Here is a 19,279-nt window from a genome sequence, read left to right as displayed (position 1 = left end):
ACACGAGGCCAACATGACCGATATCCCGAATACCCAGCCAGATAGCCGCGAGACCACGATCCTCGATGCACCAGACAAGATGGTCAAAGTGCGCGAGATGTTCGGGATCGATTCCGACATGGAAGTGCCGGCCTTCTCCGAAGCCGACGAGCGCGTCCCCGATCTCGATCCGGCGTACGTCTTCGATGCCGACACGACGCTCGCCGTGCTGGCCGGGTTCGCGCATAACCGTCGCGTGATGGTCCAGGGCTATCACGGCACCGGCAAGTCGACGCATATCGAGCAGGTCGCGGCGCGCCTGAAATGGCCGTGCATCCGCATCAACCTCGACGCGCATATCAGCCGCATCGACCTGATCGGCCGCGATGCGATCGTCTTGAAGGACGGCCAGCAGATCACCGAGTTCCGCGAAGGCCTGCTGCCCTGGGCGTTGCAGACCCCGACCGCGCTGGTGTTCGACGAATACGATGCGGGCCGTCCGGACGTGATGTTCGTGATCCAGCGCGTGCTGGAGACCGAGGGCAAGCTGACGCTGCTCGACCAGAACCGCGTGATCCGTCCGAACCCGTGGTTCCGCCTGTTCGCGACCGCCAACACGGTGGGCTTGGGCGATACGAGCGGGCTGTATCATGGCACGCAGCAGATCAACCAGGGCCAGATGGACCGTTGGAACATCGTCGTCACGCTCAACTACCTGCCCGCCAAGGTGGAGGCGCAGATCGTGCTCGCCAAGTCGGGCGAATACGACAAGCCCGAGGGCAAGAAGACCGTCGAGAACATGGTCCGCGTCGCCGACATGACCCGCAAGGGCTTCGTCAACGGCGACATCTCGACCGTGATGAGCCCGCGCACGGTGATCACCTGGGCGCAGAACGCGCTGATCTTCGGCGACGTCGGCTTCGCGTTCCGGTTGAGCTTCCTCAACAAGTGCGACGAGGCGGAGCGGCCGCTGGTCGCCGAATATTATCAGCGCGTGTTCGGCAAGGATCTTCCTGAGAGCGTCGTCGGGAAGGCCTGAGCGTGGCGATCGCCTGCACCTTCGCGCTGAACGGGCGGTCTATGTCGACCCTGGTCGCGCCGGGTGTGGGAAGCTTCGCAGCCTTTTCCGGCTCGGGGCGGTGGCGGAACGATCCCAAAGGTGTGGGGGTGGCGAAGATCGGGCCGCTGCCCGAGGGTCGATATTACATCGTCGATCGCGAAAGTGGCGGGCGATTGGGCTGGCTGCGCGATTTCGTCAAGGACAGCTGGTCGGGCATCGACCATTCAAGCTGGTTCGCGCTGCTGCGCGACGATGGCCGCCTGGACGATGAGACGTTCGTCGGTCATATCCGACGCGGTGAGTTCCGGTTGCACCCGGTCGGCCCGATGGGCATCAGCGAAGGCTGCGTGACCCTCCGGCGGCTGGCCGACTTCGTCCGACTGGCCGCAGCGTTGCGGAACGCGCAGCCGCTCGCGATCCCGAGGGGCGGTGGTCGCGCTTATGGCACGATCGAGGTTTCGTGATGCGGTCGACCCTCTCGGCGATCGCCGTGCTGGCGATCACGATCGTCTTGTGGATGGCGTTCGGGCGTATCCACTGGCCCGAAAACGTCGGATTGGCCGTCAGCCGCCTGTCCGGCGCGTTGGGCGGCATCGGGATCGAGGACACTGAGAACTTGTTCATGCTGCTGAGCTTCCTGTTCGCGCTGGTCATCGCCGTCCTCGCGGTGGCGATAGCGCGTCGCTACGCACTACGTGGAACACGCTGATGGCCAACGAAACACCTCTCGATCGCTTCAAGGCGGTTCTTGCCGGGACGGCGCGCGCGATCTCGGAGGAGCCGGAGGTCGAACTCGCCTTCACCGCGGATGCGCCGGTGCAGAGTGGCAAGCATATCAAGGTGCCGATGCCGGCACGTGCCCTCCCGCTCGAGCAGGTTGCCGAGGCGCGCGGGTTTGCGGATGGGTTCGCGCTGCGACTGAAGCATCACGATATCGCGCTCCACAGCCGCGCGGCACCGGTCGAGGCGGTGGCGCGAGCGGTGTTCGATTCGGTCGAGACTGCGCGGGTCGAGGCGCTTGGGTCGCGCGGCTATGCCGGCATCACCGAAAATCTTGAACGCGCGCTCGACGTGCGGTTGCGCGCCGATCCGATCACGCGCGCACGCAACCGTGACGAAGTGCCGCTGTCGACCGCGCTCGGCCTGATGGTGCGCGAGCGGCTGACCGGGCAGGAATCGCCCGCGATCGCAGCGCCGGGGCTCGCGCTGGTCCGCGAGTGGATCGAGAGCAAGACCGATCTCGACGCGCTGGCCTACGCGCTCGACGACCAGAAGGCGTTCCAGGGCCTCGCCCGGAAAATGCTGCAGGAACTCGAACTGGTCGAAGGCGATCAGGTCCCCGAGGAGAGCGACGAAGGCGGCTCCGAGGACGAGGGCACTGACGAGCAGCAGCAGGACGAGGGCGACGAAGGCGACGAGCAGGGCGAGGACGGCCAGGGCGAAGTCGAGGCGCGCGGCGAACAGTCCGAGCAGCAGAACGAGGAAAGCGACGGCCAGGAGCAGAGCGACGAGTCGATGGACGACATCGACGGCGAGCCCGGCGACGATGGCGAGGAAGGCATGCAGCCGGTCCGCCCGAACCGTCCCTTCGCGGACATGGGCGGCGCGTTCGACTACAAGCCGTGGACGACGCAGTTCGACGAAGTGATCGCCGCCACCGAGCTCTGCGACGCCGACGAATTGGCGCGGTTGCGCGGCTATCTCGACCAGCAGCTCGTGCACCTGCAATCGACCGTGTCGAAGCTCGCCAACCGGCTTCAGCGGCGCCTCATGGCGCAGCAGTCGCGGTCGTGGGATTTCGACCAGGAGGAGGGCATCCTCGATGCGGCGCGCCTCGCCCGCGTGATCGTCAACCCGACGCTGTCGCTGAGCTACAAGGCCGAGCGGGAGACCGACTTCCGTGACACCGTCGTGACGCTTCTGATCGACAATTCCGGCTCGATGCGCGGGCGACCGATCTCGATCGCGGCGATCAGCGCGGACATCCTCGCGCGCACGCTGGAGCGCTGCGGCGTGAAGACCGAGATCCTCGGCTTTACGACGCGCGCCTGGAAGGGCGGGCAGTCCCGCGAAACCTGGCTTGCCGCAGGGCGTCCGCCACAGCCGGGCCGGCTCAACGACATCCGCCACATCGTCTACAAGCGTGCCGACGAGCCGTGGCGCCGCGCGCGCAACTCGCTCGGGCTCATGATGCGCGAGGGGTTGCTCAAGGAAAATATCGACGGCGAGGCGCTGATGTGGGCGCATGCGCGGCTGGTCGCGCGGCCCGAGGAGCGTCGCATCTTGATGGTGATCAGTGATGGCGCGCCGGTCGACGATTCGACGCTCAGCGTGAATTCGGGCTCGTATCTCGAGCGGCATCTGCGCCAGGTGATCGGCTGGATCGAAAGCAAGTCACCGGTCGAACTGGTCGCGATCGGCATCGGCCACGACGTCACCCGCTATTACGCGCGCGCCGTCACGATCATGGACGTCGAGCAACTGGGCGGCACGATCATCGAACAGCTCGCGTCGCTGTTCGACACCGAGTGATCGCCGGGCGGGCGGCGTGATCGCGGCGCCCGGGGGCGGGTTCCACGGACCCGTCAAACGCTCGATCACGATCGCTGGCCACCAGACGTCGATCAGCCTTGAACCCGTCTTCTGGGGCGCGCTTGAAGCGGCAGCGGTTCGTCACGCCCTGCCGCTGTCCGCGCTCGTCGCTGAAATCGATGCGGTCCGCATCGTCGCGAATGATCCGCCCAACCTCGCTAGCGCATTGAGAACATGGCTGTTCGACAATAGAGGTTGAGAACTACTCTCATTAGCGTTGACAGTGCGAACGACTCTCAATAGCGAACCCCCAAGAACAAAGGGGTTTGTCCATGTCGCTACCTTCGCCGCGCGCATCGTTGCCGCGCTCGTCCTCCGTGCCCGCGTTTCTCGCTCTGTCGTGCGTCGGCGCCTTCGCGACCGCGCCGGCCTATGCGGCGGATGCGGCAAAGGCTCCGGCCCCCGCCGCGACGGACGACCAGCAGCGCGAGGAAATCCTCGTCAACGGCCAGCGCCAGCGCGACGAAGGTCCCAAGCAGGTCGCGCCGCTCGTCAACACGCCGCGCTCGGTGATCGTGCTGCCGAAGGAAGTGATCGAACAGACCGGATCGAACAGCCTGGCCGACGCGCTCCGCACCATACCCGGCATCACGTTCGGCGCCGCCGAGGGGGGCAACCCGATCGGCGATCGCCCCTTCATCCGCGGTTTCGACAGCCAGGGCAGCATCTATGTCGATGGTGTTCGCGATCTCGCCGCACAGACGCGCGAAGTGTTCGCGGTCGACTCGGTCCAGATCGTTCGCGGCTCGGATTCGACGCTCGGCGGGCGCGGCTCGGCGGGCGGCACGATCAACATCCTGTCGCGCCTGCCACAGCTCGAGAACTTCGGATCGCTGAGCGGCAGCTACGGCGAGGCGGACTATAAGCGCGTCACCGGCGACGTGAATTTGAAGATCTCGGATACCGCCGCCTTCCGCATCGAAGGCATGTGGCACGACCAGGACGTCGCCGGACGCGACGCGATCTGGGCGAAGCGCTGGGGCATCGCACCGTCGTTCGCGGTCGGGCTCGGCACGCCGACCCGGCTCACCGCCAGCTTCTATCACATGGAGAGCAAGGAACTGCCCGACAGTGGCATCCCGTATCTCTATACGATCGCCAACCATCCCGGCACGGGCAACGTCTCGACCCAGCCCGCGCTCGGCACCGTGACGACCGCCGGCGGACAGACCGGCTACGTCTCGCGCAAGACCTTCTACGGCCTGGCGGCACGCGATTTCCGCGATGCCAACACCAACCAGGCGACGATCCGCGTCGAGCATGACTTCGGCGGCATCACCCTGCGCAACACCGCGCGCTACACGCACAGCGACCAGAGCTACATCTTCACGCTGCCCGACGACAGCCAGGGCAATGTCTACGGGACGGCGGCCGTCAATCCGACCAGCGGTGTCGCTGGCGCGCGCGGCGACGTGCTTACCGGCGGCTATGTCTGGACGCGCGGCAACACGCGCTACGGCTATAGCGAGAGCATCGTCGACCAGACCGACCTGTACGGCAAGTTCGATACAGGGAGCATCGAGCACAGCTTCTCGCTCGGCACCGAAATCTCGTGGGAGAAGACGCGGCGTGGCGCGTTCGTGTCGGCGAACGGATCGACGATTTCGCCACGTTGCAACACCGCGACGATCGCGCGCTCCTATTGCGTGAGCCTGTTCAACCCGAACCCGAACGCACCGTGGGTCAATTACACGAGCGACACGTTGACCATGCCGACCCCGATCGTGAAGGGCGCGACGTCCGCCGAGACGCAGAACGACGCGAATACCAAGGCAGTCTACGCGTTCGATTCGATCACGCTGATGCCGTCGCTGATCCTGAACCTGGGTGCGCGCTACGACCGGTTCCAGTCGACGGTGATCCTGCCGAGTGCGCAGCAGACGCGGATCAAGCGCGTCGATAACCTGTTCAACTGGCAGGCCGGCCTCGTGTTCAAGCCGACGTCGGAAACCAGCCTGTACGCAAGCTACGCGACCGCCGCGACGCCGCCCAACAGCCTGCTGGGTGAGGGGCGCGAGGACAATGCGATCACCGCCGCGGTGCTCAACCTGCTGCGTCCGCAAAAGACCAAGTCCTACGAGGTCGGCGCCAAGGCCAGCCTGTTCGGGGAAAAGCTCCAGCTCGGCGCGGCCGTGTTCCAGACAGACATCGCCAATGCGCGCGTGCTCGACGACAACAACACCGCGTCGTTCATCGGCGAGACGCGGATCCGCGGCGTCGAGTTCAACGTCAGCGGCACGATCCTGCCTGGCTGGACGGTGTTCGGTGGCTTCACGCATCTCGATCCGAAGATCATCGACGGCGGCTTCACCACGCTAACCGCCGCCGCGCTCCCGGGCATCCAGCCGGCGCGCACGATCGGCGTCGTGTCGGTCAATACCGGCAAGCAGGTCCCGCAGACCGCGAAGAACAGCTTTACGGCAACGACCAACGTCACCGTGACCAAGCGGCTCCAGATCGGCGGTACCGCGCTGTACATGGACGAGCAGATCGGCGGCTATGCCGACAACCGCACCGCGACGCAGACCGCCGCGGGCGTCGTGTCGGTCAACCCGGCGACCAAGGTGCTGACGCGCAGCAGCCCCGATTACTGGCGCTTCGATGCGCGCGCGAGCTACACGCTGACCGACAATGTCGACCTCAGCGTCAATGCGCAGAATTTGACGAACAAGACCTATTTCTCGCAGACCTACACCAGCCACTACGCGACGCTGGCGGCCGGTCGCACGATCTTCGGCACGGTGAACCTGCGGTTCTGAGGACGATATGACGGCGATCGACACCCTTACCCCCGACGCCATCGCCGCGCGCCTCTCCGGAAGTCCGGCGGAGCGCGCGGCGTTCGTGCGCGAGGCGGCGGACGCGGGCGTTGCCGAGGCGCAGGCGGTGTATGGCCAGATGCTGCTCGACGGGCTTGGCGTGGCGGTGGACCCCGTCGCTGCGCTGGGCTGGTTTACCAAGGCGGCAGCGCAGCATCACGTGATGGCGCTGAACATGGTCGGGCGCTGCTACGATCTTGGCTGGGGCACGCGCGTCGACAAGGCGCGTGCGGCCGAATGCTACCGGATTGCCGCCGAGCGCGGGCTCGACTGGGCGATGTACAACTACGCGACGCTGCTCGCGCTGGGGGAGGGTGTCGCCGAAGACAAGCCGGCGGCGCTAGCGTTGCTGGAAAAGGTCGCGGCGATGGACTCGGGGCTCGCCAGCGCGAAGGCGATCAATTTCGTCGGCAGCTTCGCCGAAGACGGCTGGGCCTGCGAGCGCGATCTCGTGCGCGCCGCCGCATGTTATGCGCAGGCGGCAGCGGGCGGCGATTTCCGCGGCTGCTTCAATCACGCGCGGATGCTCGGTGCGGCGGGCGATATCGACGCGGCGCTCGACTGGCTTAAACAGGCCGGCGAACGCGGCAATGCGGCGTTCCTCGCCAAGGCCGGGGCGTGGCTGGCTACCAGCGAGATTCCGGCGTTCCGCACGCGCGGCGTGGCGGCATTTCGGGAGGGTACACGATGCTGATCGCGATTCCCGATGTGCTCGATCCCGCCGGCGTGGCGCAGGTCCGCGCGCTGATCGACGCGGCCGCGTGGATCGACGGCAACGCGACCTCGGGCACCCAATCCGCGCTCGCCAAGCGCAACGAGCAACTGCCCGAGGACTCCGCCGCGGCACGCGAGGCGGGCAGCATCCTCCTCGACGCGCTTGGCCAGTCCGCGCTGTTCGTCGCCGCCGCGCTGCCGCTCAAAGTCTTCCCCCCGCTGTTCAACCGCTATGCCGGCGGCCAGGATTTCGGGCTACACGTCGACACCGCGATCCGGATCAAGCGTGGTTCCGACTTCCGCATCCGCAGCGACCTGTCCGCGACCCTCTTCCTCGCCGATCCCGAAAGTTACGACGGCGGCGAGCTCGTGATCGAGGACCAGTTCGGGCCGCAATCCGTCAAGCTGCCCGCCGGCCATATGGTGGTGTATCCCGCGTCCAGCCTGCACCGCGTCGCGCCGGTCACGCGCGGCGTGCGGGTCGCGTCGTTTTTCTGGTTGCAGTCGATGGTTCGCGATGACGGCGCGCGGCGTATCCTGTTCGATCTCGACCAAGGCGTGCAGGCGGTCGCGGCCGCGCAAGGGCAGGGTGATCCGGCGACGGTGCGGCTGACGGGGGTGTATCATAATCTGCTGCGTCGCTGGGCGGATGTTTGAGCGCGCAGGTGAAAGGGGATGGATGGACTTGGCCACGCCAGCCATGCCACGCTCCACGAACGGGGGAATATGATGCGTAAGATGGCGATGCGACGGGCGTGGTTTCAGGTCCACAAGTGGATCGGACTGATCCTCGCGATCCTGATCATCCCGTTGTCGCTCAGCGGCGCGGCGCTGGTGTGGGACCACGCGCTCGACAAGATCGTCAACCCGACGCGCTATGCGGTGTCGGGGACGACATTGCTGAGCCCCGACGCCTATGTCGCGGCGGCGGCGATCGCGCTGAAGCACGGCGAGCGGATCGCGGTGCTGACGTTGCCCGAGGACGGTGGCCCGGTCGTGGTATCGGCCGCGGCTGCCGGGAAAGCGCCCCAGCGGCCCGGCCCGCCGCAGCGGACGATGGTCTATCTCGATCCGCCGACCGCGCGCGTGCTGGAAATCTCGCCGTCGAACGGCGGGCTGGTGCGGTTCCTCCATGGGCTCCACGGCAGCCTGCAACTGCCCGGCGTCGGCCGGTCGATCGTCGGCTGGATCGGCGTGTTCATGATGGTGTCGTGCTTTACCGGGCTGTGGTTGTGGTGGCCGACGGTCGGCCGCTGGGCGCGGGGGCTGCGCTACAAGCGTCACCGCAACACCGATACGAACCTGCATTATCTGTTCGGCTTCTGGGTCGCGCTGCCGTTGTTCGTGCTGTCGCTGACCGGCGCCTGGATCTCGTTCCCGCAGTTCTTCGGCAAGATTTCGGGCGAGGCGTCACGCCCGCGCGGCGGTGGCGGTGGCGGCGGCGGTCCGGACCGGGCGGCGATGGCGCGCGCGAAGCCGCTGGTGAAGCCCGCCCAACCGCTCGACGTCGCGATCGGCAAGGCGCGCGGGATCGCCGGGGCCGCGCCGCTCCGCAGCGTCGCGTGGCCGACCGATCTCACTGCGGACTGGACCGTGACGTTTGCGGGCAAGGGCGCGCCGGTCGGGATCAAGATCGCCGACGATACCGGCGACGCGACCGCGGCGCCGGCGCGGCCTCAGGGTGGCGTCGCGCGGTGGATGCGCCGGATCCACGATGGTACCGACATGGGCGCGCTGTGGCAGGCGATCATCTTCATCGGCGGGATTTTGCCCGCGGTGCTGGGCGTGACCGGCGTGATCATGTGGTGGCGTGCTCGCGGCTGGAAGGCCGAGCTGGCCGCGAAGCGCAAGGCGCGGGCGGCGTAGGCGTTCCCTCGCCCCGCCGGGGAGAGGGACGGAGGAGCATAGCGACGGGAGGGTGAGGGGCAGTTGGGATTAACGTCCCGAGCCTCATGCCCCTCACCCTCCCACACGCAAGCGCGTGCGGGCCCCTCCCTCTCCCCGCCGGGGAGAGGGGCTTACCGTCCCAACAATACCCGCGCCTGGCCGGCGATCTGTGCCAGCATCGCCGCATTCGGCACCGCCGCATGACGGGCGCGGTCGATCACCGCCTTGAACTGCGCCACGCGCGCGGCGTTCGTCAGCAGCCACTTCTCCACCGCACCCTGCGGATCCTGGGCGCCGCACCGCGCGATGAATTCCAGTCGCAATTGCTGGAAATCGCGTGCGAGCCCGGCGATCAGCAACCGCTCCCAGGGATCGGTAGGACTGATCCGCGCGGCATTCGCCTGCGCCCAGTCGAGCCCCAGCGCCTGCCCGAGATGCGTGAACGCGCGCGTCAGCACCGCCTCGTCGAGCGTCATCCGCGCGCCGAGATCGGCCAGACCGACCGCCCCGTCCATCTCGAACAGCCGCACCACCTTGCGCACCAGATCGCCCGGCGCACCGACCGCCTCGAGCTGAGTCGCGATCCGGCCGCTCTGCGCGCTCGCTTCTTCGAGCAGCAACGCCTTGGTCTGGCGATCGAGCTGCGTGATGCCCGTCGCGAGCCGCGCAAGCACTTCGCCCGGTGCGGTACCGGGCGCGGACACACGCAACAGGTCGGCGATCTGCGAGCGCGTCGCGACGGCCACTTCGTCGAACAGCGCGATTCGCGCCGCCTCGGGCATCACCGCGGTCTCGATCTCCGCCCACAGCGCCGGCAGGTCGAACAGCCGCTCGGCGACGACGAACATCGCGGCGATATCGTCCATCGCCGCGCCTTCCTCCTCCGCCAGTTCGAACGGGTAGAGGATGCCGAGACGGTTGACGATCCGGTTGGCGAGCTTGGTCGCGACGATCTGCGGCCGCAGCCGGTGTTCGTCGATCGCCGTCGCGAACCGTTCGCGCATCGCGGCCGGGAAAGCGGCGTGCAGGTCGGGCTTGAGCGCATCGTCGCGCGCGATGTCGCCATGCTCGATCGCATCCTGCAGCGACAGCTTGGCGGTCGCGAGCAGCACCGCCAGCTCGGGGCGGGTGAGTCCCAATCCGTCCTGGCCGCGTCGCAGCAGGATGTCATTCGACGCCAACCCCTCGACCGCACGATCGAGCTTGCCGCCGCCCTCAAAGATCTCGATCACGCGGACATAGCTCGGCACCGCCACCGCGCCATCGGCTTCGGCGATCGACAGCGCCAGCGTCTGGAGCCGGTTATCCTCCAGCACCAGATGCGCGACGTCGTCGGTCATGCTCGCGAGCAGCGTGTTGCGGTCCTCATAGTCGAGCCGCCCCTCGATCATCTCGCGGTTGAGCGCGATCTTGATGTTGACCTCGTTGTCCGAGCAGTCGACGCCCGCCGAATTGTCGATGAAGTCGGTGTTGATCCGCCCGCCACGTGCAGAGAACGCGATGCGCGCCGCCTGCGTGACGCCAAGGTTCGCACCCTCGCCGATCGCGATCACGCGCAAATCCTCGGCGTTGACGCGCAACCGGTCATTGGCCGGATCGCCGACCGCGACGTTCGCTTCCGATGCCGCCTTCACATAGGTGCCGATGCCGCCGAACCAGAGCAGGTCGGCGGGTGCCTTGAGGATCGCGGAGATCAGCGCACCCGGCTCCATCTCGCTGGCGGTGACGCCCAGTGCGGCCTGGACCTGCTTCGACAGCTTGATGACCTTGTCGGTGCGCGCGAACACGCCGCCGCCCTTCGAGATCAGGCTAGTGTCGTAGTCGGCCCAGCTCGACCGCGGCAGCGCGAACATCCGGTTGCGCTCGGTCCAGCTTGCCGCCGGATCGGGATCGGGATCGAGGAAGATGTGTCGGTGATCGAACGCCGCGATCACCTTCAGCGTCTTCGACAGCAGCATGCCGTTGCCGAACACGTCGCCCGACATGTCGCCGCAGCCGACGACGGTGATGCTCTCGCTCTGCACGTCGAGACCACGTTCGGCGAAGTGCCGCTGGACGCTGAGCCACGCGCCCTTGGCGGTGATCCCCATCGCCTTGTGATCGTAGCCGACCGAGCCACCGGAGGCGAACGCGTCGCCGAGCCAGTAGCCGCGTTCGAGCGCGAGGGCGTTCGCCACGTCGCTGAACGTCGCGGTGCCTTTGTCGGCGGCGACCACGAAATACGGGTCCTCGCCATCGAGGATCGTCACGCCGTCCGGATGCACGACCTTGCCCTCGACGATGTTGTCGGTGATCGACAGCAAGGTGCGGATAAAGATCCGGTAGCTCTCCGTCCCCTCGGCCAGCCACGCGTCGCGGTTCGACGGGGCGGGGAGTTGCTTCGGATAGAAGCCGCCCTTTGCGCCGGTCGGCACGATCACCGCGTTCTTAACGCGCTGCGCCTTCATCAGCCCGAGGATCTCGGTGCGGAAATCGTCGCGACGGTCGGACCAGCGCAGGCCGCCGCGTGCGACCGGACCGGCACGGAGGTGGATGCCTTCGACGCGGGGCGAGTAGACCCACACTTCTCGCCACGGCACCGGCGCGGGAAGCCCCGGAATCAAGTGGCTGTCGAGCTTGAATGCCAGCGCTTCGGTGGCGGCAGGCGCAAACGCGTTGGTGCGCAGGGTCGCCGCGATCAGGTTGCGATACGCGCGGAGGATGCGGTCGTCGTCGATTGCCGATACCGCATCGAGCCCCGTCTCGATCGCGGTATCCGCCGCGATCGCGTCGCCCGGATGCTCCGGATGATGGACCGCGGTGAACCGCGCGATCAGCGCCGCCGCGACCTTGGGCGCACGCCGCAGCGCGTCCACCACGGTGGTCAGCCCATACGGCATGCCCGCCTGGCGCAGATACCGGAACCACGCGCGGAACAGCACGATCGCCTGCGGGCCCATGCCCAGCTCGACGATCAGCCGGTTGAACGCGTCGTTCTCCGCCGCACCCTCCAGCACCGCCGCGATCGCGCCCTCCAGCACGGCCGCATCGGTATCCAGCGCCGCATCGTTCGCCTCCAGCACGAAGTCGTGGACGAACGGATCGCTGTCATCGCGCAACCGCGTCGGCAATTCGCCGATCACCCGAAAGCCGAAATTCTCCAGCACCGGCACCGCGTCCGACAGCGCGAGCGCGCCGCCGAGCTTGTAGATCTTGAGCTGTCGGTCTTCACCGGGGGCGCTCGGGATCAGCCGGACGCCGCGCGAGCCCGCGTCGTCGAGCGCGGCAAGTCGCTGGATGTCCGCGGCGGCTTCGGCAGGCGTGCTGAGGTTGCGGTAATTCTGCGGGAATGCCGCCGCCCACTTCAACGCCAGACGCGCAGCGCGTGGTGGTGGCAGCGCGTCGACCAAAGCGGCCTCGACGTCGGACACCCAGCCGCGCACCATCCGCTGCAACCGCAGCGCGAGCGGCGCAACATCGGGCATCCGGCCATCGCCGCGCAGGTCGAGCGTGTAGCGGATCATCGCCACCTCGCCGTCCTCCAGCGCGATCGACCAGTTCAGCACGCTTGCATTGGCCGCCTCCGCCAGCATGTCGCCGATCGCGACGCGGCGGCTGGTGGTGACGTCGTCGCGCGGCAGCCAGACGAATCCGAAGAGATGACGGCCAAGCGCCGATTCGACCAGCACCAGCGCGGGCCGCGGCCGGTCGGCGAGGCTCATCGCGGTCAGCGCCAAATCCTCCAGCGCATCGGGCGCGAACGCGATCACCAGATCGTGCGGCAGCGCGGTGAACGCATGCGTCAGCGCCTTGCCGGCGTGACCGCGCGGATCGAACCCGAACTTCGCCTTCATCGCCGCCAGCCGGGTGCGCAGCACCGGCACGTCGCGCGGCATCGCCGCCAGCGCCGCGCTGGTCCACAACCCGCTATGGATCGACAGCCCGGCGACATTCGTCCCCTCCATCACCGGCAGGACGACCAGGTCGAGCGGCACGGCGCGGTGGACGGTCGAGATCAGGTTCGACTTCAGCAGCAGCGGCGCCTCGTTGCCCGCCTCGAACCACTTGATCGCCAGCGCGCGCGAGGCTTCGGCGAGGATCGGCACGCGGTGTTCGTTGCGCGCGATGCCGAGCGCCGCGCCGCTGCTGCCGTCGCGATGCCAGACCTGATGGCCGAGCAGCGTCAGATGCCCGTCGAGGAACCACTGCAACAGCGCCGCGCCTTCACCCTCGGGCAGCTTGGCGATATCGTCGTCGAGCGCAGCCTGCATTGCCCGCCAGTCGGTCACCGCCGCGCGGACGTCCGCCAGCACCGCGGTCAGGTCCTCGATCAGTCCGCGACGGTCGCGCGCATCGGCGCGTTCCATCTCGAGATAGATCATCGATTCGGGGCGGCCTTCTTCCCCGATCGCGTGCAGCGCGCCATCGGGGGCCCGCACCGTCCGCACCACCGGGTGGATGATCCGGTCGACCGCGATGTCCTGCGCGCCGATCGCCGCGGCGATCGAATCGACCAGGAACGGCATGTCGTCGTTGACGATCGCGAGGCGCATCCGCCGCCGCGTGTCGTCCGCGCTGATCGGCTCGATCGCGATCGCCGGCGCGCCGTCGTCGCGGTGCGCGGCGGTGGCGGCGACGAAGGCTGCGGCCTGCGCCACCTCGCTCGCACCGAAGTCCTTGAGTTCGCCCGGAAGGGCCCGTTCGGTCAGCCGTGCCGCAAGGGCATCGGTGAGTGTTTTCAACGATTGGTTCGCCATAGGTCGGGGCCTATGCGCCTGCCGTCCGGCTATCTCAAGCCTTGTGGCAGGTGCGAAGAAATATGCTGCGCCGCACCCAGCTTTGGTACTGGTATCAGAACCCTTCTGCCGCGCGCTCGGCTGCAGCGACGACCGACAGATCGTTGCCGAACCCGCTCAGGAAACTCGAAAAACCGCCGACCGGCACCTGATGTCGCTTCGCATGCGACAACACCGCCGCCAGCTCCGTCCGGCGCGTCGCCTCGAAGTCGCCGCCGAACACCAGCGCGATGACATCCTCCATCGGCGTCGTCGAACCGGGACCATGCGCGGCCGACAGCATCGCGGCATACGCGGCGCCGTCGGTGTCGGCCGACACGGCCAGATCATGCGCCCGGCCGAGTGCACGGTGCAGCGCCGCCCGGCTGCGCGCCTCGGCGGCCCGCATCTGCGCGGCACTCTCGCGCGCGATCGCGAGCTGCTCGCCCAACGCGCCGTTCGGTACAGCGATCGGAGTCAGTGATGCGGTCGTGTCGAGCGCAGGCGAAGCCGGCTCGACGGTTCCGAGATCGTCTGCCTGGTCCATCCCAAACCCGCCGCTCGGCCCATCCGCCCAGACCGGCGCGATGTCGGCCGAACTTTGCGGACTGCTGCGCACCGCCGCATCGAGTTCGGCCGCTAGCGCTGACTGCAGGTCGGCGTCGGCAAGTTCCTTCCAGTTGATCACGCCGTAGATGAAGTCGATCGTGGCGCCCCCCGACGTGAACGGCATCAGGATCCCGCGGTACAGCGTCGTGCAGCCGCGGCTGCTGACGAACTCCGCCTCGAAGCCGATCGGCGCGCGATTGGCGATGATCTGCAGATAATGATCGGTCAGCCGCGACAGCAGCGAGCGGCTCGGCACGTCGGCGATCGTCGCGATCGGCCCCTCCAGCCCGCATTCCTCGCGCAGCGCCCGGCCGAGATACGCGATCTTGGGATCGCCCATGCCGTGGCTGAAGTCGAGCAGCACGCTGTGCGGCCCGAAATCGGTGATCGTCTCGGGCTCGAGGTCGGCGATCGACGGATAGGGCCGCCCCTTCAGCAGCGACACCCAGTGATTGTACGCGCGCACGTGCATCCGCCGCTCGTCGCCACCGATATCGAACATCACGTCGTTCATCCCGGCATCGGTCGCCTCCCGCGCCGGGCCGGGGTCGCCGTTGTCCGAACCGCAGTCATTGCCGCCGCTGTTATTGCGACCGCCGCCGTTTTCACCGCCGCCGTTTTCACCGCCGTCATTTGCACCGCCGCCGATCGTCGAAGCCACTGCGCCATTTCCTTCGCGTGCGGCCAGGTCATCCCGGCCGTCGATGCGTTCGCTGTCCAGGCCGTGTACCGTATCCATGCCGAAAGGCCCCCGTTTTTCGCCTTCGCTTCTGCACCCCGCTTGGTAAACGCACGGTAAAGACGCAAACCGCTTGTCAGCCCGGAATTCCCTTGGTATGCGCCGCCCCCTCGACCGGACACATCCGTCGTCGGGCCGCTTTAGCTCAGCTGGTAGAGCATCGCATTCGTAATGCGGGGGTCACAGGTTCGAGTCCTGTAAGCGGCACCATCGACAAGTTGTTGTAAACACTTACATCTGCAGGTTTCCTGTCAGGGGCGAGGATTTGTCGACTCCGGTAAGGTTCCGGTGCATTGCCCCCGGTGCGAGCTTTTCGATTTCCGAAATGATGCTCTCGAGAGCGCGCACTACGCTGGGGAATTCGCCGATCGCGTAGACCTCGGTCTGGCTTCCGGCTCGGTGGCCCATGAAGCCCTCAAGATCCCACTTCTCGGCGCCACGGTTGCGGACGAGCGTCGCCAAGCTGTGACGCAGCACATAGGGGCGCCATTCGCGACCGGTGGGCATGTCGAGCTTCGTCAGCATCGTGTCCCACGCGCGATCGACGTCCTGCACGGGGCGGCCGTGGTAGTTTACCAGCCAGCCGCGCCCCGCACGCTCGTCAGGCTTCAGCGCCATGTAGGTCGCGTATTCCGCGCGCAGCCAGCGATCGAGCAGCGGCAGCACGGGCAGGAGCGCGCGATGCTTCTTGTTCTGCGTGCGGCCCTGCGGGTTCAGATCGACCGTTGGGGCGCCGGGCCACCACTGCTGTCGATCGGGCGCGACGCTTATATCCACCACAGCGCCCGGTCGTGCGATCGTGCAGACCGAGGCGACAAGGAACGCGTGGAGCGAGCCGCGCTGGCGGTCGGGCTCGGCCGCATAGGCAAACATCTTTGCCAATTCCTCAACCCCGATTCGCGTGCGACGTTGGCGCTGCACTTGGCGGGCGGGGAGGGGTTTATAGATAGGGCGCTTGTCGGAGCGCGGCGGCTCGGCGTTCGCGGCGTGGTTTAGGACCGCGATCAGCTGTGCGATCGATGCCTCGGTCGCTGCCGGCGAGCGGATACGCGATACCGTGACCTCGCCCTTGCCGTTGCGCCACTCGACCGGCTGCAACCGCGACCAAGCGCGAAACGCGTGGACGAAGACTGACGAGCAGGCGGCAGCGCAGCTGGTGGCGTGACCAAATCTGCCTTCCGTAGCCAACGCCTGCTCGGCGTCGAGGAACCCAACGACGTGCGCCAGGCGTCCGGCGATCGTGTCCGCCGACACACGCGTATCGCCCCACTCGATCTTATAGTCCGCGATGGCATCGGTCAGCAGATAGGTCTGCGCCTGCGCCAGCGACTGGCCGCAGGCGTGGCAAAAAGCCGGAGCCTCGCCCTTGTCGGCCAGATAGAGCCTGTCGAGCGCGAGGATCGCCGAGGCTTCGTCTACCTTACCCGTCGACGAGCTGCGTTCGCGTCGCGTGGCGGAATCGTACCACCAGACATAGAAATTGGGACTCCGCCGGCTTCCGTCTGCTCGCTCGTCATGAGCAAGCCAGTATTTGCCCCGTTGATAGACCGGCGGCGTGCGTCGCGACATTGTGTTCGTTCTTTCAGATAATCGGATTTGGCGCGGTGCGTCATGTCGAAGAGGCCGAGACTGCCCAGCAAGTCGAGGTCGGCGGACTCCAGCCGGATGCCCTTTCCAAGCTCAGCAGCGCGGGCGAGCTTCTGGTCGAGTCTGACGATCGAGGGGGCCGTCATTGGATTGCCTCACGAAGCTCGCGCGTATGAACGAGAAGCCGCTCGCTGCGCGGATCCGACCCGGCGGCCGCATCCGTAAGTTTGGCGTCGGATACGCCATGTTCTCCATTTATGATAAAGTGCGCTGCAAGAATGGCGGTGCTCAGTTCAGCGACTAGCCGGCCTTTGCCGGGCAATGCGCTGGATGTGTCGAACCCCAACATCCCGATCACCGCGATCGGAAAACTCACCTGTTCCCACTTTTGGGAACAGGCTGCTAAGTGTGCCGATGGTTCGGGTTGGCGTGTTTGGCTTGGAGCTGCGTGGATCATCATACTGTTTCTCTTGCGAGACGATCGAGCGGCTGCGCCAGCCAGCACTCTTGTAGAAAGCATTTCTACAAGAGTGCTGGGATGACTGGGAGCTCGCTGAGCGCACCGTGTCAGATGGGCTCTTTTTGGGACGCGATGGCTAAGACGAAGACGAAAAGCGCATTCTTGTGGCGCGCGACTTGCGAGGCGGCGAACGTCCATCGCTAGGCATTCGGCGACTAGCGGCGGAGTGCCCATGTTCGTCACGATAAAGCGGAGCTTGGTCGTCAACGCCGCGAGATCGGGCACCGAAGGTCCCGCCAGCTGAACCTTGGCAAAATGCAAGAGATGCCCCGCGGCTAGCTTGCTCGTGATAGAGAAAGGGCAACGGATTGCATCGTGCCCTGTGGCTGCGTCGATGAATCGTGCCAGCGCGAGTTTTGAATGGGTACGATCGGTATTGGCCAGCGACGCCGCTGGCTTTAAGGCCTGAACAGCCACAATCGATCTCCCTTAAGATCGGTTTTGGTTAGAGCCGTCGCGAGGTGTAGGAGCCTTGCGTCGGCTCGCCTTTAGTGGCACCGTAATTTGGTCATGTCAATTAACGGCACCGCAAAAAAGAGGGGACGCCCCGCTACGGGCTTAGGCGTCTCGATCAACGTTCGCTTACAGCCGGAGCAGTTGGCAGCGCTTGACGACTGGATTGACCTGCACGAACCACGGCCCTCCCGACCCGAAGCTATCCGACTGATTGTTCGTGATAAGTTGGCGACCGCAAGCTTGCTCAAATGAAGCGTAAGCAATATACCGCGAAGCAGGCGACCGTCGCAAGTGAGTTAACGTGCGCTGATGGATTGGGGCGATGCTTCGGGGCATGACTCTGAGCGTAGACATTCCCGGCGCCTGTACGACACAAGAAGCTTCTGAATTAAGGTGGCGGCGGTTCCTATCATAAGGGGGCAGCCTATCACCGGCTAAACCCGCATGACGAACAGATGGCGTACCAGTCCGAATCCCATCTGCCACTAGCTACGGCTCCCGCGTTCGTTTTGTCCCCGGCTTTCATACCGCAACCGCGTTAAACTTGGTGGAAACCGGCCCGGCCGCTTTCGGGCGGCCGCCGCCGTAACCAGCCCTTCGTTCATTCGGCCGGGCAGGGCCTCAGGCACTTGGCGGGGGTTGAAGGCGGTCTGACCGCTTTAGGTGGCGATCACAGTAAGTGTTCGCGCGACCGAAAGCGCAGCGCGGTGAGGCGACTGCTGCGCGAGTTCGCCTACCCGCCGGATAAGCGAAGCAACCAATATGCTGCGAAGTGATCATCGTGGGTTGCTCTGCACTAAATTCGCTACCCCGGGGGTTCGTCCAGAACGTCGTTACACGGGTAAGTGCGGCTAAGCCCAAGCAAGGTTCTCGATCCGCTTGTTTAGCAGGTCGTTCGGAAAGGCACGGATGAGCAACGACTCGACGTTGTTGATCATGGCGTCCGCAACTCGATAAGCACTTACGTACTCCGCCAATTCGTGCAGCCTGACATTGACGCTGCGGATTTGCCGCGACACCTCATCCGACGTGCGGAAATCCTTCCGGCTCTGCAGATGGTTGACGCGCAAGATGTTCTGAAGGCCACGGTCCCTATTGTAGGCGTTGTGCAGCTCGGTCCATAGCGACTGATTACGCGCCTTGCCTGCGTAGAGTGCTCGCCCACGACTGTCGTAGAAGAGGTATACGCCACGATGCTCCTCTAGTTCGGCCCTGAGCCCAGCTAGGTACGGCAGGTCCTCTCCATCCTCGTCCTTGACGGAGAAAATACGATAACGTTCGCCGTTGCCGTATGGGCAGGGTGCGATCTAAAAGAACTCGACGATCGGCTGGATCACGCCATTGTGGGTACGCTCTTCCGAAGCTCGGTCGACCGACAGCAGCAGCCTGGCGATCTGCTCCGGCGTGACGTCCTGCCGCTTCTTCCAATTCGTCAGATGTGTGACACTCATGCCCAAGCGTCCTGCAACAGCGCGGTCAGTCGCCGGCCGCTCGCCGCTTCCGGTGATCGCGCGACGTACCTGTTCGATAAGTTCGGCTCCAGTCATGCGTCCTCCTAAACGT

Annotated in this window: 15 protein-coding genes and 1 tRNA gene; 10 read left to right on the top strand and 6 right to left on the bottom strand. The window is 66.1% G+C overall.

What is annotated here, in order from left to right:
- Positions 1-13: 13 nt before the first annotated feature.
- The 9 genes from cobS to O6Y00_RS17920 all read left to right on the top strand — a co-directional run bounded on the left by cobS (position 14) and on the right by O6Y00_RS17920 (position 9,030).
- Positions 14-1,018 (top strand): cobaltochelatase subunit CobS, encoded by a 1,005-nt coding sequence (gene cobS / locus O6Y00_RS17960; protein ID WP_353443936.1) that lies wholly within the window; start codon positions 14-16, stop codon positions 1,016-1,018.
- 2 nt (positions 1,019-1,020) lie between these two features.
- Positions 1,021-1,503 (top strand): DUF2778 domain-containing protein, encoded by a 483-nt coding sequence (locus O6Y00_RS17955; RefSeq protein WP_353443935.1) that lies wholly within the window; start codon positions 1,021-1,023, stop codon positions 1,501-1,503.
- Positions 1,503-1,748 (top strand): hypothetical protein, encoded by a 246-nt coding sequence (locus O6Y00_RS17950; protein ID WP_353443934.1) that lies wholly within the window; start codon positions 1,503-1,505, stop codon positions 1,746-1,748. The genes O6Y00_RS17955 and O6Y00_RS17950 overlap by 1 nt, the downstream gene beginning before the upstream one ends.
- Positions 1,748-3,571, top strand: coding sequence for a cobaltochelatase subunit CobT (gene cobT, locus O6Y00_RS17945; protein ID WP_353443933.1), 1,824 nt, complete (start codon positions 1,748-1,750; stop codon positions 3,569-3,571). The genes O6Y00_RS17950 and cobT overlap by 1 nt, the downstream gene beginning before the upstream one ends.
- A gap of 16 nt (positions 3,572-3,587) precedes the next feature.
- Positions 3,588-3,830, top strand: a complete 243-nt coding sequence (locus tag O6Y00_RS17940; protein WP_353443932.1) for a ribbon-helix-helix domain-containing protein — start codon at positions 3,588-3,590, stop codon at positions 3,828-3,830.
- Positions 3,831-3,903: 73 nt separating this feature from the next.
- Positions 3,904-6,390: a TonB-dependent receptor gene (locus O6Y00_RS17935; RefSeq protein WP_353443931.1), complete on the top strand. Its 2,487-nt coding sequence runs from the start codon at positions 3,904-3,906 to the stop codon at positions 6,388-6,390.
- 7 nt (positions 6,391-6,397) lie between these two features.
- Entirely contained in the window at positions 6,398-7,144 is a 747-nt protein-coding gene (locus O6Y00_RS17930) for a tetratricopeptide repeat protein (protein WP_353443930.1), read from the top strand.
- A complete protein-coding gene (locus O6Y00_RS17925) occupies positions 7,138-7,821 on the top strand; it encodes a Fe2+-dependent dioxygenase (RefSeq protein WP_353443929.1) in 684 nt (227 codons plus the stop codon). Before O6Y00_RS17930 ends, O6Y00_RS17925 begins: the two co-directional genes overlap by 7 nt.
- Positions 7,822-7,890: 69 nt before the next feature.
- On the top strand, positions 7,891-9,030 hold the full coding sequence (locus O6Y00_RS17920; RefSeq protein ID WP_353443928.1) for a PepSY-associated TM helix domain-containing protein: 1,140 nt from the start codon (positions 7,891-7,893) through the stop codon (positions 9,028-9,030).
- Positions 9,031-9,182: 152 nt separating this feature from the next.
- Here O6Y00_RS17920 and O6Y00_RS17915 read toward each other — a convergent pair whose 3' ends face one another.
- Together O6Y00_RS17915 and O6Y00_RS17910 are read right to left on the bottom strand one after the other, a co-directional pair.
- Positions 9,183-13,787 carry an NAD-glutamate dehydrogenase gene (locus O6Y00_RS17915; protein WP_353443927.1) on the bottom strand — a complete coding sequence of 1,535 codons (4,605 nt, stop codon included), beginning with the start codon at positions 13,785-13,787 and terminating at the stop codon, positions 9,183-9,185.
- 94 nt (positions 13,788-13,881) lie between these two features.
- Complete coding sequence (locus O6Y00_RS17910) at positions 13,882-15,153, bottom strand: PAS domain-containing protein (RefSeq protein WP_353443926.1); 1,272 nt, start codon at positions 15,151-15,153, stop codon at positions 13,882-13,884.
- Positions 15,154-15,287: 134 nt separating this feature from the next.
- On the opposite strand from O6Y00_RS17910, the gene O6Y00_RS17905 reads away from it, so the two are divergent.
- Positions 15,288-15,363 (top strand) — tRNA-Thr (locus O6Y00_RS17905).
- A gap of 21 nt (positions 15,364-15,384) precedes the next feature.
- On the opposite strand, the gene O6Y00_RS17900 is transcribed toward O6Y00_RS17905, so the two are convergent.
- The 4 genes from O6Y00_RS17900 to O6Y00_RS17885 form a co-directional block, all read right to left on the bottom strand.
- Positions 15,385-16,722: a hypothetical protein gene (locus O6Y00_RS17900; RefSeq protein WP_353443925.1), complete on the bottom strand. Its 1,338-nt coding sequence runs from the start codon at positions 16,720-16,722 to the stop codon at positions 15,385-15,387.
- Between the two features lie 160 nt (positions 16,723-16,882).
- A complete protein-coding gene (locus O6Y00_RS17895) occupies positions 16,883-17,116 on the bottom strand; it encodes a hypothetical protein (protein ID WP_353443924.1) in 234 nt (77 codons plus the stop codon).
- A 1,451-nt stretch (positions 17,117-18,567) separates the two neighbouring features.
- A complete protein-coding gene (locus O6Y00_RS17890; protein WP_353443923.1) occupies positions 18,568-18,786 on the bottom strand; it encodes a hypothetical protein in 219 nt (72 codons plus the stop codon).
- Positions 18,787-19,023: 237 nt separating this feature from the next.
- Entirely contained in the window at positions 19,024-19,263 is a 240-nt protein-coding gene (locus O6Y00_RS17885) for a hypothetical protein (protein ID WP_353443922.1), read from the bottom strand.
- Positions 19,264-19,279 lie beyond the last annotated feature (16 nt).

It is taken from the genome of Sphingomonas faeni, assembly GCF_040407565.1.
In the GTDB taxonomy this organism is placed as follows: Bacteria; Pseudomonadota; Alphaproteobacteria; order Sphingomonadales; family Sphingomonadaceae; genus Sphingomonas; species Sphingomonas faeni_F.
The sequence above is the reverse complement of the archived record's forward strand: the minus strand, read 5'-3'. Positions and strand labels throughout refer to the sequence as shown.